Source organism: Marinobacter sp. NP-4(2019) (genome assembly GCF_003994855.1).
GTDB lineage: Bacteria > Pseudomonadota > Gammaproteobacteria > Pseudomonadales > Oleiphilaceae > Marinobacter.
Genome location: NZ_CP034142.1, coordinates 1,918,512 through 1,931,924 on the forward strand (window position 1 = coordinate 1,918,512; position 13,413 = coordinate 1,931,924).

The 13,413-nt window shown below is 59.3% G+C and carries 15 protein-coding genes; 6 read left to right on the top strand and 9 right to left on the bottom strand.

From position 1 onward, the window contains the following. Positions 1–9: 9 nt before the first annotated feature. The gene (locus tag EHN06_RS08760; protein WP_127332037.1) at positions 10–834 is read right to left on the bottom strand and encodes a hypothetical protein; all 825 of its coding nucleotides are present in this window, start codon (positions 832–834) and stop codon (positions 10–12) included. Positions 835–1,020: 186 nt separating this feature from the next. Continuing rightward, the gene (locus tag EHN06_RS08765) at positions 1,021–1,341 is read right to left on the bottom strand and encodes a hypothetical protein (protein ID WP_228257445.1); all 321 of its coding nucleotides are present in this window, start codon (positions 1,339–1,341) and stop codon (positions 1,021–1,023) included. A 227-nt stretch (positions 1,342–1,568) separates the two neighbouring features. On the opposite strand from EHN06_RS08765, the gene EHN06_RS08770 reads away from it, so the two are divergent. Next, complete coding sequence (locus EHN06_RS08770) at positions 1,569–2,705, top strand: S8 family serine peptidase (RefSeq protein ID WP_127332039.1); 1,137 nt, start codon at positions 1,569–1,571, stop codon at positions 2,703–2,705. A 119-nt stretch (positions 2,706–2,824) separates the two neighbouring features. On the opposite strand, the gene EHN06_RS08775 is transcribed toward EHN06_RS08770, so the two are convergent. Next, on the bottom strand, positions 2,825–3,289 hold the full coding sequence (locus tag EHN06_RS08775) for a GNAT family N-acetyltransferase (protein ID WP_127332041.1): 465 nt from the start codon (positions 3,287–3,289) through the stop codon (positions 2,825–2,827). Positions 3,290–3,386: 97 nt separating this feature from the next. After that, a complete protein-coding gene (locus EHN06_RS08780; protein WP_127332043.1) occupies positions 3,387–3,797 on the bottom strand; it encodes a GFA family protein in 411 nt (136 codons plus the stop codon). 70 nt (positions 3,798–3,867) lie between these two features. Between EHN06_RS08780 and EHN06_RS08785 the strand changes: the two genes are divergently transcribed. Then, complete coding sequence (locus tag EHN06_RS08785) at positions 3,868–4,518, top strand: TIGR02117 family protein (RefSeq protein ID WP_127332045.1); 651 nt, start codon at positions 3,868–3,870, stop codon at positions 4,516–4,518. Positions 4,519–4,540: 22 nt separating this feature from the next. On the opposite strand, the gene EHN06_RS08790 is transcribed toward EHN06_RS08785, so the two are convergent. Continuing rightward, complete coding sequence (locus EHN06_RS08790) at positions 4,541–5,500, bottom strand: LysR family transcriptional regulator (protein WP_127332047.1); 960 nt, start codon at positions 5,498–5,500, stop codon at positions 4,541–4,543. Positions 5,501–5,617: 117 nt separating this feature from the next. Here EHN06_RS08790 and EHN06_RS08795 point away from each other — a divergent pair, with 117 nt between their 5' ends. Further along, on the top strand, positions 5,618–5,845 hold the full coding sequence (locus tag EHN06_RS08795; RefSeq protein WP_127332049.1) for a hypothetical protein: 228 nt from the start codon (positions 5,618–5,620) through the stop codon (positions 5,843–5,845). Between the two features lie 102 nt (positions 5,846–5,947). Here the strand turns inward: EHN06_RS08795 and EHN06_RS08800 are convergent, their stop codons facing one another. From EHN06_RS08800 to EHN06_RS08810, 3 genes are all read right to left on the bottom strand, one after another. Beyond that, positions 5,948–7,804, bottom strand: a complete 1,857-nt coding sequence (locus EHN06_RS08800) for an integrin (RefSeq protein ID WP_127332051.1) — start codon at positions 7,802–7,804, stop codon at positions 5,948–5,950. A 125-nt stretch (positions 7,805–7,929) separates the two neighbouring features. Beyond that, entirely contained in the window at positions 7,930–8,826 is an 897-nt protein-coding gene (locus EHN06_RS08805; RefSeq protein ID WP_127332053.1) for an alpha/beta fold hydrolase, read from the bottom strand. Positions 8,827–8,909: 83 nt separating this feature from the next. Continuing rightward, positions 8,910–9,488, bottom strand: coding sequence for a TetR/AcrR family transcriptional regulator (locus EHN06_RS08810; RefSeq protein WP_127332055.1), 579 nt, complete (start codon positions 9,486–9,488; stop codon positions 8,910–8,912). Between the two features lie 118 nt (positions 9,489–9,606). Here EHN06_RS08810 and EHN06_RS08815 point away from each other — a divergent pair, with 118 nt between their 5' ends. From EHN06_RS08815 to EHN06_RS08825, 3 genes are all read left to right on the top strand, one after another. After that, entirely contained in the window at positions 9,607–10,791 is a 1,185-nt protein-coding gene (locus tag EHN06_RS08815) for a WD40/YVTN/BNR-like repeat-containing protein (protein ID WP_127332057.1), read from the top strand. A 5-nt stretch (positions 10,792–10,796) separates the two neighbouring features. Further along, positions 10,797–11,075, top strand: coding sequence for a MoaD/ThiS family protein (locus tag EHN06_RS08820; RefSeq protein WP_127332059.1), 279 nt, complete (start codon positions 10,797–10,799; stop codon positions 11,073–11,075). Positions 11,076–11,149: 74 nt separating this feature from the next. Then, positions 11,150–13,033 carry a PTS fructose transporter subunit IIABC gene (locus EHN06_RS08825; RefSeq protein ID WP_127332061.1) on the top strand — a complete coding sequence of 628 codons (1,884 nt, stop codon included), beginning with the start codon at positions 11,150–11,152 and terminating at the stop codon, positions 13,031–13,033. Between the two features lie 83 nt (positions 13,034–13,116). Here the strand turns inward: EHN06_RS08825 and EHN06_RS08830 are convergent, their stop codons facing one another. Next, positions 13,117–13,383, bottom strand: a complete 267-nt coding sequence (locus EHN06_RS08830; RefSeq protein WP_127332063.1) for a DksA/TraR family C4-type zinc finger protein — start codon at positions 13,381–13,383, stop codon at positions 13,117–13,119. Positions 13,384–13,413: the final 30 nt, after the last annotated feature.

Genomic DNA, 13,413 nt, shown 5'->3' on the forward strand with positions numbered 1-13,413 from the left:
TGAGGGCCATTAGCCAAACAGGATGTCAATCGGACCTTCCCGGTCATCTTCATCTTCATCATCATTGTCATCATCACGGTCATCGTCGTTGTCACCGCCGGTATCAGTGCCGCTATCACCGCCATCGCCAGCTTCATCGCCGCTGCCAGACCCATCATCTTCCGACTCTGTTGGAGCCTCGGGAATGGCCTCAAGGTTTCCGCTCGAAATCAGGTCCACAAAGGCCTGATAGCTCGCAACATTGGGCATGTTTCTCACTGCGGCCGAAAAAGTATCAAGCAGCTGGTCCACGGCATCGTTGATCTGGAAGCTGGAATTAAATGGATCAAATCCGTCGCCCGGCAGGTTATAGCCTGCCTCCCGTAGCGCGTTCAGAAACTCCACCCTGGCCAGATTCAGGCTTCCTACAGCCGACGCAAACTCATCCTGTTCAAACCAGTCCATTGGCGCCATGGACGCCGATAAGGCAATAATCAAGTCGGTGAACGGGGTAATGTTGATGGTATCTCCCGAATCGGCATAGCTGTGCAGGATTCGATCCTCACCGTTGCCGGTAACCCGCAAGGCACAAGGCAAAGCAGACGACTCTACCTGCCCGAGAAACCCACCAGAATCATTAGTGGTTACAGATTCGATAAAGCTTTTCCCGCCTTCACATCGTGCATCCACCGGTGCGTTGGCGATTGGGGCGCCAACGGCAGCACGCCCTGCCAGTGTCACCAACTGATCGCCGGCAACATCACCTGAACTCTCCGATGAGGAGCCCGACGGACTGCAACCATGCAATGCGACTGCCAGAGCCAGGACGCCTGTCGTCGTAGATAGCCAGCTCATGGTCAAACCCTCTGTCAGTACCCGCCACGTCTGCCAAAACAAAATAGCAGGCAAATTGGGCGCCACAGGGTAAGAAGTTTCCTGAAAACAGGGTGGGGGAGAGCCGAACGTAACCTTGCAATGGTGGGGCTGTTAAATATGTTGACACAATGAGCGCACTGCACCTGATTACCCAGGTACCTGGAATCAGCTTCCTATCCAGTCGTCACCGGCGAGAACCTCCGCAATAGCCCGGTAGCCCTTGTCACTCGGATGTCGGCCCGTGCGCTCGTGCAGTTGCAGTGCCAACTGGCTTGCAAGACCCAGCTCATGGCTGGATACACCCACGCTGGCTGCCGTGGATTCGCCGATGACCAGACGACGGAAATCCAGCGCACCCTCACCGTGCTGACCAGACGGAGAACCCTGGGCCTCAGTCAGCCGGGGCGTATTCTTCCGCGCCCGTTTGCCCTGATACAGGAGGACCGGGAAGAGCAGGGCGGTGATTAGCCAGAATGGAATGTGCATGGGGCTCTCGTTGGTTTTCTCGCCAGTGTACCGGACTTATCAATAAACCGAAGCTGACGATAATAGTGAGCTACCACACTCTCGGCGGAATGCCCGCTTTTCACCCTTCAAACTTTGATCGGGAATCTTAGCCTCGCCTGCTTCAACCGAATCGATCTAATACTGTCGCAACAGGTGACTTATACTTCAACACAGCGCATACATTCCGTAGTAGGAGGGGCGGTACGATGTTGGCCTTACGTAAACTCTTTATTGCCATTGTGCTTGCCTTGACAGGTACTTTGGCACAGGCGCAAGCGGATTTAAGCGAGAACCCGGTGCGTGCCAACTTGGAAGACGCGCGCAGCAGCTATATCTTCGTATTCCAGACCGGTGTCGCCGTCGGCCAGGTCGAGCCCTTGGCTCGTCGGCTGGTGCAGACCGAGGGCGGCCAACTCCGACACACCTTCTCCACCGTCCTGCGTGGCTTTTCTGCGCACCTGCCGGCGCCAGCGGCGGCGCGGCTGGCGCAGTCGCCCCTGGTGGCCTATTACGAGCCCAACGGTGTCGTCTGGGCCATCGCCAAACCGCCCTGGGCCGGCGGGGGTGGGGACGACACGTCCTCCACACAGGTAACGCCGTGGGGCATTACCCGCGTGGGCGGCCCGAAAGACGGCACCAGCCTGCATGCCTGGGTGATCGACACCGGCATCGACCTGGAGCACGCCGACCTGAACGTGGGCAGCGGCGCCAACTTCGTCCTGCGTGGCAAGAATTCGCCGGATGACGGCCATGGGCACGGCACCCATGTGGCCGGTACCATCGCGGCCATCGACAACAGCATCGATGTGGTGGGTGTGGCCGCGGGCGCCACCGTGCACCCGATCCGGGTGCTGGACAACTCCGGCAGCGGCACGGTGGACGGCGTGGTGGCGGGGGTCGACTATGTGGCGGCCCATGCCTCCGTGGGTGATTGTGCGAACATGAGCCTGGGAGCCAGCGGGCACTTCCAGTCCCTGCATGATGCGGTGGCCAATGCGGCCGGACAGGGTATCTACTTCGCCGTTGCCGCCGGTAACGACAGCGCGGACGCCAGCGATTACGAGCCGGCCCATGTGGAACACATGAACGTGTTTACCCAGTCGGCGATCGACAGCAGCGACGTCTTCGCAGGGTTCTCCAATTATGGCAATCCGCCGGTGGATTTCGCGGCACCCGGGGTGAGCGTGCTGTCCACCAAGAAGGGTGGGGGCACCACCAAGATGAGCGGCACCTCCATGGCGACACCCCATGTGTGCGGCCTCTTGCTGTACGGTCCGCCCAATAGCGATGGCACGGCCCTGGACGATCCGGACGGCCAGCCGGACCCGATCGCCCATTACTGAGCCCGGCTGGGGCCGCTGTATACGGCCCCGCTTGATCCGGTGTTATGCCGATTATTCCAAAGAACCGGGAAGAGCAGGGTGGTGGTTAGCCAGAATGGAATGTGCATAAGGCTATGAACTCATAATGTCCGTTGCATCGCAAATCTTCGAAAGTTCACTCCGTTTCGGGAAACCGTTTGCTCTTCAATCGTGTCAAAGCCGTGCCGTAGAAAGAAAGGTGCGGCCACCAGGCTGGCTTCTGTATACAGATCGGTAACGCCAAAACCTTCAGACAACTGCCTCGCCGCTTCCTCCAGCAACGCCGAGGCCACGCCTTTCCTCGCGGCATCCGGCGCGGTGTAGAGGAGTTCAATGTGCCCATCGGGTTCGTATGACAGGAACCCCAGGCACTGGCCATTCTCCTCGGCGATAATTGTGTGAAGCTGACCAAGGCGGTGGCGCCATGCGTCCAGGTCTGGCGGTATCGGCGCCCAGGCGTCGCGCTGCCTGGCATCGTATTCCGCCGTTGCCAGCGAGTGAACGGATGAAGTGAACACGCCTGCCAGGCGTTCCGCATCGGCTTCTGTGTAGTTGCGAAAATTCACGGCAAAGCTCCGGGCGACAGCGATTCATGCCGGAGGGGTTAGTGTACTCGTGTTTGTTCACAGAGAACCCATCAAATGGGAACGATGGCGGGCCAGGCTACAATAGTGGGCTGTCCTCAAGCTCCGTGTATCGGGGTAGACCATCCGAGAACTCAAACCACTCAGCCGCCGAGCCAGCAAAAATATGATAACTGGGCTTAGCAGCTATGGGCGTTGTCAGTGTACCGATTCGCAGCCGCAGTGCCTCGGGTTTTGAATCCAGACGACTATACAGTGGGCTACCACACTCCCGGCAGAATGCCCGCTTTTTGCCGGGCTTTGATTCGAATTCCTTCATCAACTCGCGACCCGCGACAAACTGGAAATGAGAGGCCTGAATGGGGCTGTTCGTGCCATAAGCAGAGCCCTGGGCGCGCCGGCACTGGGAGCAGTGGCACATGGCAATAGGGCCGAGTTCGCCGGTGTATTCATATTGGATTTGACCGCAGAGGCAGGTTCCTTTGAGCATAAATCCTCGCTTTGGCGAATGGGTTGAAGTTAGTCTAGGTTACTGCAGTCTCATTGAATGGGGCATCAGGATGAAAACAATTGGCCTACTTGTCGTGTTGTTCGCCCTATACGGATGCTCCGGAAAACCCCATGTCGTTGAGCCGGATACCGGGGCTGACAGTGCCCGCACAATCAAGCTGTACGTTGTGAGCCACGGCTGGCATGTGGGGCTCGCACTAGCAGATGAAGAACTCAACAGTGCTCTTCCGGATCTCAAAGAGCGGTTTTCAGGGGCCGAGTATTACGAACTAGGGTGGGGTGACAAGGGGTTCTACCAGACCAGCGAGATCACATCAGGCGTGACCCTCCAGGCGATCGTCTGGTCGCCTGGAACCGTGGTGCACGTTGTGGCACTGCCGGTTTCTCCCGACAAGTTTTTCCCCGCGAGTGACGTTGTTTATACCTGCCTCAACGCTGCAGAACTCGATTCCCTGAAGCAATATCTGTCCAACAGCTTTACTCAGGATGAAAACGGCAACCTGGTTGCGCTCAAGCGCGGAATCTACGGTGACAGCCAGTTCTATGATGGCGAAGGCCGTTACCACTTGCTCAATACCAGTAACAAATGGGCCGCTAAGGCGCTGAAGAGCGCGGGTATGGACATATTACCAACGTTCAAGCTGACGGCCGACAGCGTTATGGGGTTTGTGGAGGAGAACCGCAACGACTGCACCCAGTAAATCTCGGTACCGGCGAAACAGACTAACTTAAACGCCGACCGGCCAGCCGCTCCTTCTGCGCCCGGACGGCGTCCGTCAGAAAGTCCATCAGCGCATGAATCCTCACCACACCCCGCAGGTCCGGGTGCATCAGGAACCACAGGCCGTATTCCAGTTCGGGGATGGGGTCGGTGAGCTGGATAATGTCGGGGTCTTCGTCCGCCAGATAACAGGGGATCACGGCCAGCCCCATGCGGGAACGAATGGCGCTGAGAATACTGACCAGGGTATCCACACGGTAGACGCAGGCCTGCTTCAACGCGTTATTCTCCATCCACTGGTCCACGGAAGAGTCCTGCAGCCGTGGACCGGCGCCAATCCAGGGTTGGCTGGCGAGGGTCTCAATGGGCGTACCCGGAGTCAGGCCAAGGTCTTTGTGCCCATAGACGGCCTGGCCGATAGTGGTCAGCGGCCGGCCGATCAGATTCTCCGGAGGGCGGTTGGACGGGCGGATGGCAACGTCCGCCTCCCGGCGTGTGAGGTTGAATAACTGGTTGGAGACCGCCACGTCCAGCACGATACCGGGGTATTTATGCCGGAACTGCGTGAACAGCGGCGCCAGCACCCCCATCAGCAGCGAGTCCGTGGTGGTGGTCCAGATCTCGCCGCTGGGTTCCAGGTCACGGCCGGCCACTTTACGTTCGGCGGCCAGGGCGGCCTCGTCCATAACCCTGGCGGTGTCAGCGAGCTCTTCCCCTGCCAGCGTCGGCCGGTAACCGGTCCGGCTTCTCTCAAACAGAGTCACCCCCAGGCGCTGTTCCACATCACCCAGCCGCCGGAAGACCGTGGCGTGGCTCACGCCCAATGCCCTTGACGCGCCAGATAGGGAGCCGGTAGTGGCAATGGCGAGCACCAGCTCAAAGTCATTCCAAGCCAGATTGCTCCGCGTTTTCTGCGCCGCGACGGGAGATTTTTCGGGTTGATTGTCTGTTCGTTTTTGCAAAGTCTGTTATCACTCGTAGGGAATAGTTTGCAGTTTAGAACAATATTAGCATGTACCTGAACTCACAAGACAACCAGGGCGCCTCGCTACCAGGTGCAGCGCCGGGAGGACAGAGACATGTTGATTTCACAAGAGATGACCTATTTCCACGCCCGCAACCCGTTAGCCTTCCGCGAGAACGATGATGGTTCAGACCGGAGCGCCGACAACATTCCTGGGAGCGGCATACCGCCCAGATATCGGAATGGAATGGGAGGCGTTAATCTTGAACAGGTCAGGCGGGATCAGCGCCGGGCACGGCGAGACTTTGTGCGGGCGATGATAGGGCGCCTGGGCAAGCGTTGAGTTACCGAAGCTGGCTGTTCTCGCTGCCACGTCGGTTTGCTGGACGATGGGGGCTGCTTTGCCAAAGCGTCGGCCCCCGTCATTACCACTGAAGTAACATTGTCAGTAGAGATAAACCGCGCCACTGTTTGCGGCACTGTTGTCACTTTGGTTGCCGTCCACACCGGTGGCGTTACTATCTTCCAAAGTAGCCCCTACTGCCAGGGTGTTGCCGTCGGCAGAGAGGGCGAGCGCTGCGCCGAACTCGTCGCCCGTGCCCGTGTTCGAGGCTTTGACGTAAGCCAGTTGGGACCAGGTACCGGCGCTACGGGTGAAGACAAAGACCGCACCACTGTCTCCTGCACTGTTGTCGTGTGGGTAGCCGCCCACGCCGGTGGCATTGTTGTCCTCACGGACAGCCCCTACCGCCAGGGAGTTGCCATCGGCGGAGAGGGCGAGCGCTTCGCCGAACATGTCACCTGACTCCGTGTTCGAGGGTTTGACGTAAGCCTGTTGGGACCAAATACCGTCGCTGTGGATGAAGACATAAACGGCGCCGCTGTTCCCGGCACTGTTGTCGCTTTGGTTGCCTTCCACGCCAGTGGCATTGCTGCGCTCACGGACAGCGCCTGCTGCCAGAGTGTTGCCATCCCCGGAGAGGGCGAGCGCCTGGCCGAACCCGTCCAACGGGTCGGTGTTCGAGGCTTTGACGTATGCCTGCTGGGACCAGGTGCCGTCGCTGCGGGTGAAGACATAAATCGCACCACTGTCCCCGGCACTGTTGTCGTCTTGGTTGCCGCCCACCCCGGTGGCATTACTATCTTCCAAAGAAGCCCCGACCGCCAGGGTGTTGCCATCGGCGGAGAGGGCGAGCGCTGTGCCGAACTCGTCACCCGTCTGCGTGTTCGAGGCTTTGACGTAAGCCTGCTGGGACCAGATACCGTCGCTGTGGGTGAAGACATAGACCGCGCCACTGTCCCCGGCACCGTTGTCGTTTTGGTCGCCGTCTACCCCGGTGGCATTGCTGCCCTCACTGACAGCCCCTACCGCCAGGGTGTTGCCATCGGCGGAGAGGGCGAGCGCTGTGCCGAACAAGTCACCCGATTCCGTGTTCGAGGCTTTGATGTAAGCCTGCTGGGACCAGGTACCGTCGCTGCGGGTGAAGACATAAACGGCGCCGCTGTCCTCGGCACTGTTGTCGCTCTGGTCACCGTCCACACCGTTGGCGCTGCTGTTCTCATCGCCCGCCCCCACCACCAGGGTATTACCATCGGCGGAGAGGGCAAGCGCCTGGCCGAACCCGTCCAACGGGTCTGTGTTCGAGGCTTTGACGTAAGCCTGCTGGGACCAGGCGCCGTCGCTGCGGGTGAAGACATAGACCGCGCCACTGCCCCCGGCACTGTTGTTAGTCTGGTCGCCGCCCACGCCGGTGGCATTACTGTCCTCATGACTGACACCGACAGCCAGGGTGTTGCCGTCGGCAGAGACCGCTAGTGTTGCGCCGAACTCGTCGCCTGTCTCCGTGTTTGAGCCCTTGGCGTAGCCCACGGCAGCGGCGAGTGTGCCGCTCACGTACTCGGCATCGGAGTCAGCGCAGCCGACTTCGTTGCAGGCCTGAAGAATGTAAGAGGCGTTGATGCGCCCGGGCAGGAAGACCGTGTAGTCGTGGTTTGTGCTATCGGCCGCAAGGGTCGCCACCGGAGTGTAGCCCGAAGTGCCGTCGGGGTTTTCCAGCAGGCGGTATTCGGTTTCGGTTGAGACATCGCTCCACGTAAAATTAAAAATCTTTGCCGTTTGGGGAGTCAGAGACATCGTTGGCGCGGAGGGTGTGGTAATGGGAGCGCTATCGCTGTCGCCACCGACCCTCCCGCCGCCTTCTCCGCTTCCTCCTTGGCTGCAACCTGCAGTGAGGGCAATTGGCGCCAATACCAAAAGAACCAGGGCAAGGCGCGGTAACGCTCTAAGAATATTCAGTATCATGGATTGTCCTCCTTGACCGCCTTATTTCTTTTCGCCCGTTAGAAAGTTATGGCCAACTACCTCTGAAAAGTAAATAAATTATGCGGCTATATTTTCAAAACCCACACCTGCCTAACGAACTTATGTTATCGCCGGACTTCGCTGGATGGGGATTGGCTGTTGTAGAAGTTGGCCATGATCGCCGTCACCGCCTCGGGCTTTTCCTCCTGCAGGAAATGCCCGCAGTCCGGAATCCGGTGCACCGCCGCTTGGGGCACATCGGCCGCGACCCGGTGCATGGTCTGGGCGACCTCCGGCAGGATGACGTCATTGTCAGCGTATATCAGGCAGACAGGCTGATGGATGTCCTTCAGGCTCTCGGCAATAGCCTTGAAACCGTCCACATGCAGGCGGTGGGCGCTGCGCAGCAGGGCTTTTCGGGCCGCCTTGTCATAGCCGGTTCCGGTGTAAGGCGCCTGGTAGCCGGCCAGTGCCTCCCGGGTGAGTCGTCTTTTGTGTTTAAGGCCCAGTTTCATGGAGAAGGCGATGCCATAGCGGCTGCTGAACCAGGTCCGCACACCCGGCATCAGGGTCATGCCCACGAACAGTTTCACCGCCCAGGAAAAGTCGGGATAGACGATGGTGTCCAGCAGGACGTAGCTGGCAAGCTGAGCCGGATGTCGCTGGGCCCACCAGAGTCCGATGGGGCCGCCCAGGTCGTGGACCACCAGGTGGACTTTGGTAATGCCCAGTTGTTCCACGAACGCCTGCAGAATGTCGGCATGATAGCGAAAACTGAAGGAGTCGCCTGGGTTCTTGTCGGAACCACCAAAACCGGGAAGGTCCAGGGCGATCACCCGGTGATGCTCTGCCAGAGGCACCATCATGTGGCGGTACAGATAGGACGAGGTGGGCCAACCGTGCAGCAGCAGGATGACCTCGTCTCTGGGATGAGCCTCACCAGTCTCCAGGTAATGTACGTTGAAGTCCGGCGCATCCAGGTGGATATGGCGTGACTGAATGGAAGGATCGAGCTTGTACATGGTCTGCTCCTATTGCTTGGTTTTGTTGGCTGAGGTTGTCCTTGTTAACGATCGTTAACTGAGGGGCAAATAAAAACCACCGGCTAGGCCGCAATGCCAGTCAGGATGCGCTCGGTGGTACGCCAGAACAAGGCCTCGATCTCGCCCTGGGACCGGGGCAGTACCCCGGATGTGTACAGTGAGAAGAAGCCGGTAAAAGTGGCCAACAGCAGTACGGATAGCTCACTGGGATCGTCCTGCTTCAGATAGCCTTCGTCCATGCACTCACGAATACGGGCGGTGTAAAAGTCGAAGGACATCTTGGACCTGGTCCGCAATTCATCGTGATGGACAAGTTGGTCCTTGGTGTCTGAGCGCACGAAGATCAGCTCGAAGTAGCGCGGATGCTCCAGAACAAACGCAAGGGTGTACGCCAGCGTCTTCCGGAAACGTTCCTTCGCCGTGGAGGCGTCCAGTGCCGGCGTCAGGTAGCGGGTATAGGTATTGAATCCCTTCTCCAGCACACAGTGGAACAGCTCTTCTTTATTGCTGAAGTGCCGGTAGATGGCGGTGGCGCTGATATCGGCCTTCGCGGCGATCCTGCGCATGGACAGGCCTTTGTAGCCGTCACTGAGAAACTGGTCCCGCGCGCAGTTCAGGATAATGTCTTTGGTTGAACTCATGTTAACGGATGTTAACCACGAGTGGGGATTGAGTCAAACTCGGACATAAATAGATGGCGAGGGCATGAGACCCCCAAACCTGGCCCTAAGGGTCTATGCTTGATCTATGGGGGACGGTATGGCTGACTTGATTCTGTTGGGCACCCGCAAGGGGACTGTCATCTTTGATCGCATCAATGCCGATTGGCGCGCTCGTCCAATTCTGCATGCAGGCATTTCTGTTTGTTACGCGGTTCGTGATCCACGTAGCGGCACGCTGTGGGCATCCCTGGACCATGGCCACTGGGGGCCAAAGCTGGCTCGTTCGCGCGATGGCGGTGAAACCTGGGATGAAGTGGCGTCGGTCAAGTATCCCAGGGCCGCACGCCACATTGTCCAATACCTGCCTACCCCCGATTTCGACCCGGAGGCCCCAGCGGGCCAGCCCGAATATGCCGACTCATCCGTATACAAGATCTGGAATATCGAATTCGGCAGTGACAGTCAGCCCGGTCGGTTGTACGCCGGTACGATCCCCGGTGGATTGTTCGTCAGTGATGATGGCGGTGACAGTTGGGAGCTCAACCGCCCTCTGTGGAACCATGACTCCCGTGGTGGCGACCTGTTCGCGGGTGATGCAACGGGTGTGAATCAATGGAGCGGCACACCGGCGAGTATCGATTATGGCGTGTTTGAACCCGGTATCCATTCGATCATTGTCGATCCTCGCAATCCGGACCACCTGTATGTGGCAGTGTCCTCCGCCGGTGTGCTTGAGACTACCGATGGATGCCGAACCTGGACGGGGCGCAATCGCGGTATGTTGATGGACTACTTGCCCGACCCCACTGCGGAGTGGGGGCATGATCCACATTTCGTGACCAGTTGCCCCGGGCAGCCGGACCATCTCTGGCAACAGAACCACTGTGGCGTCTTTTACAGTGATGATGGCGCCCGGAACTGGAGAAAAGTCAGTATGCCGGATATGGGCGTGCACTTCGGTTTCCCCATCGCGGCGGATGCGAATGACGGGCGTACCGCCTGGGTTGTTCCGGCGCGAGCGGACTCAGAACGTATGGCGATTGACGGTGGCCTGTTTGTCGCCCGGACAATCGATGGCGGCCAGTCCTGGCAATCGTTCCGTCAGGGCCTGCCGCAAAAAAACGCCTACGACGTTGTCCTGAGGCATGGCCTGGACGTATCGGGGGATTGTCTGTGTTTTGGCAGTACCACCGGTAATGTTTACCTGTCGGAAGACCGTGGTGAAACCTGGCAATGCCTAGGGAACAATCTGCCGCCGGTATATTCGGTACGATTTGGGTGAACATCATGACGACCGTTGAAATGACATCGCATCTGTACCGGTACTTTCCGCAGTTGGAGAACCGAACGATCAGGGTACCGGCCGGCCCGGTCTCGGAGGTCCTGAAGGCCGTGAACGAAATTGCCCCGGGCTTCACCGATTACGTGCTTGATGACCAGGGCGCTCTGCGTCGGCATGTGTATCTCGCCATCGACAAAGCGCTTGTGGTCGATAGAAAGACACTCTGTGACCGTGTCCAGGATGGCGGAACCGTATACATATTCCAGGCTTTGAGCGGGGGGTGAGCCGCAGCATGCTATTATGATGACAGTTGAGAAAATCATATAAACCCAAAACAAATACTAACGCGGTAAGGGCGATGGAGTTCACCAGCCTGATCAGTGTCGATACGATCTGCCTGCGCCTGCATGGACACACCAAGTCCGAGATTCTCGATGAGCTGATCGAGGTGCTGGCCAAAGCGGGCAAGCTGATCGATCCGAAGGCGTTCAGGGAAGCGATTCTCAAGCGTGAGCAAACGTTTCCAACCGGACTTGAGAACGGCATCGCCATCCCCCATGCACGCACCGACGCGGTTCGATTGCCGGCAATCGCCCTGGGCATCGCTCCGGACGGAGTCGAATACGGCTCGCTCGACAACCAGCCCAGCCGAATTTTCTTTCTGATTGCCGAAACCGAGTCGGTGGCCGAGGAGCATCTCGAAATCCTCGCCTCGCTGACCCGGCATATGCAGGAGTCGCACTATATTCAGAGCCTGCTGCAGGCGGGCAGCGCCAACGAGTTGATCGGGCTGCTGGCCGCCGACGCCGTCGAGGCTGGTGCCGATACCACCGCTCCGGTGGCGGCCGCCGCCCCGCCGAGGGTGCTGGCAGTTACCGGCTGCCCGACCGGCATTGCGCACACCTATATGGCAGCCGATGCGTTGAAAGTCTGTGCCGAACGGATGGAAATACCGATCCGGGTCGAGACCCGTGGCGCAATCGGCGAACGGGATGGCCTGACCGAGCAGGAAATCGCCGCCGCTGAAGTGATCATTATCGCCTCCGATACCCGCGTCGATATGGATCGCTTTGCCGGCAAGAAACTCATCAGGGTGCCGGTACGGGATGCGATCCGCGACCCGAAGGGGCTACTGGAAAGGGCCCTGGGCGGTGACGCAACTATCTACTCCGGCGACGGAGACAGCGCCACACCCAGACCAGCCACGACCAGGCCCGGTATCTACCAGCACTTGATGAACGGCGTCTCGAATATGCTGCCGTTCGTCGTCGGCGGCGGCATCCTGATCGCGATCTCATTCATGTTCGGTATCGATGCATTCGACCCGGACAGCCCGAACCACCATCCACTGGCCACCGCGCTGATGACACTCGGCGGCAGCGAAGGCGCCTTCGGCCTGATGGTTCCGGTTCTGGCCGCGTTTATTGGCATGAGCATCGCCGACCGGCCCGGCTTTATGCCGGCGATGGTCGGCGGCTTTGTAGCGGTGCAGTCCGGCGGCGGCTTTATCGGCGGCATGATCGCCGGCCTGCTGGGCGGCTATCTGATGCTGGCCGTCAGCCATCTCTGCCGCAATATGCCACGAAGCCTGCAGGGCGTGGAGACGGTACTGATCTACCCGGTGATCGGCCTGCTGCTGGTTGGGGGATTGATGTACCTGCTACTGATGCCGCTTGCCGCCATCAATAGCGCGCTGGTGGACTGGCTGGCGTCTCTCGGCATCGGCAACCTGGTCCTGCTGGGCACGTTACTGGGTGGGCTGATGGCGGTGGACCTTGGCGGGCCGGTCAACAAGGCGGCCTACACCTTCGGCATCGCCGCTATCGCGGCAGGCAACCATCTGCCCCAGGCTGCGGTCATGGCCGGCGGTATGGTGCCACCGCTGGCGATGGGGTTGGCGACGCTGCTGTTTCGCAGCCGCTTTGGCGCCAACGAGCGGCGCGCCGGAAAGAGCTGTTTTGTGCTCGGCGCCTCATTCATCACCGAAGGCGCCATCCCTTTTGCCGCCGCCGACCCGCTCCGGGTGCTGCCCGCCTGCATTGTCGGCTCGGCGCTGGCCGGTGGTCTATCGATGTACTTCGGCTGCCAGCTTCCTGCCCCCCATGGCGGTATCTTTGTCATCCCGCTGGTCGAACGTCCCTTTCACTACCTGCTGGCGATTACCCTGGGTTCGCTCGTGAGTGCCCTGTTGGTCGGCAGCCTCAAACCGGCCCTTGCCGTCGAGGCCCGCGTTAAGGACTGATGGAGAAAACAACTGGAAACGCTCACGCGGGGTCAGGTCTTTTCTGGCACCAACCCGACGCATCGGGCTCATATTGCAGTAGATTACCTGAGCTGACTGTCCTTGCTGCCCCGGCGATTAATGCCGCTTGAATGCGTTTCCTGCTTTTCGAGCGCGGCCTGACACGCAATGCAAAGCCGAACACCGGGAATCGCCTTGCGGCGAGCCTCCGGAATAGCACTGTCACACTCGTCGCAATGGGTGGCGCTCTCACCGCTGGCCAGTTGGCTGCGCGCGCGTTGCACTTCGTCTTCAACGCTCGCGTCGATCTGATCCTGAACGGCGCCATCCCGTGACCAACCACCTGCCATAGCGTTCTCCGATCTGTGAATGAATGTCCG

What these genes read in the sequence shown, in the direction of transcription:
- EHN06_RS08760 (WP_127332037.1), bottom strand. Translation starts at nt 834, where the DNA reads ATGAGCTGGCTATCTACGACGACAGGCGTCCTGGCTCTGGCAGTCGCA.
- EHN06_RS08765 (WP_228257445.1), bottom strand. Translation starts at nt 1,341, where the DNA reads ATGCACATTCCATTCTGGCTAATCACCGCCCTGCTCTTCCCGGTCCTC.
- EHN06_RS08770 (WP_127332039.1), top strand. Translation starts at nt 1,569, where the DNA reads ATGTTGGCCTTACGTAAACTCTTTATTGCCATTGTGCTTGCCTTGACA.
- EHN06_RS08780 (WP_127332043.1), bottom strand. Translation starts at nt 3,797, where the DNA reads ATGCTCAAAGGAACCTGCCTCTGCGGTCAAATCCAATATGAATACACC.
- EHN06_RS08785 (WP_127332045.1), top strand. Translation starts at nt 3,868, where the DNA reads ATGAAAACAATTGGCCTACTTGTCGTGTTGTTCGCCCTATACGGATGC.
- EHN06_RS08795 (WP_127332049.1), top strand. Translation starts at nt 5,618, where the DNA reads ATGTTGATTTCACAAGAGATGACCTATTTCCACGCCCGCAACCCGTTA.
- EHN06_RS08800 (WP_127332051.1), bottom strand. Translation starts at nt 7,804, where the DNA reads ATGATACTGAATATTCTTAGAGCGTTACCGCGCCTTGCCCTGGTTCTT.
- EHN06_RS08805 (WP_127332053.1), bottom strand. Translation starts at nt 8,826, where the DNA reads ATGTACAAGCTCGATCCTTCCATTCAGTCACGCCATATCCACCTGGAT.
- EHN06_RS08810 (WP_127332055.1), bottom strand. Translation starts at nt 9,488, where the DNA reads ATGAGTTCAACCAAAGACATTATCCTGAACTGCGCGCGGGACCAGTTT.
- EHN06_RS08815 (WP_127332057.1), top strand. Translation starts at nt 9,607, where the DNA reads ATGGCTGACTTGATTCTGTTGGGCACCCGCAAGGGGACTGTCATCTTT.
- EHN06_RS08820 (WP_127332059.1), top strand. Translation starts at nt 10,797, where the DNA reads ATGACGACCGTTGAAATGACATCGCATCTGTACCGGTACTTTCCGCAG.
- EHN06_RS08825 (WP_127332061.1), top strand. Translation starts at nt 11,150, where the DNA reads ATGGAGTTCACCAGCCTGATCAGTGTCGATACGATCTGCCTGCGCCTG.
- EHN06_RS08830 (WP_127332063.1), bottom strand. Translation starts at nt 13,383, where the DNA reads ATGGCAGGTGGTTGGTCACGGGATGGCGCCGTTCAGGATCAGATCGAC.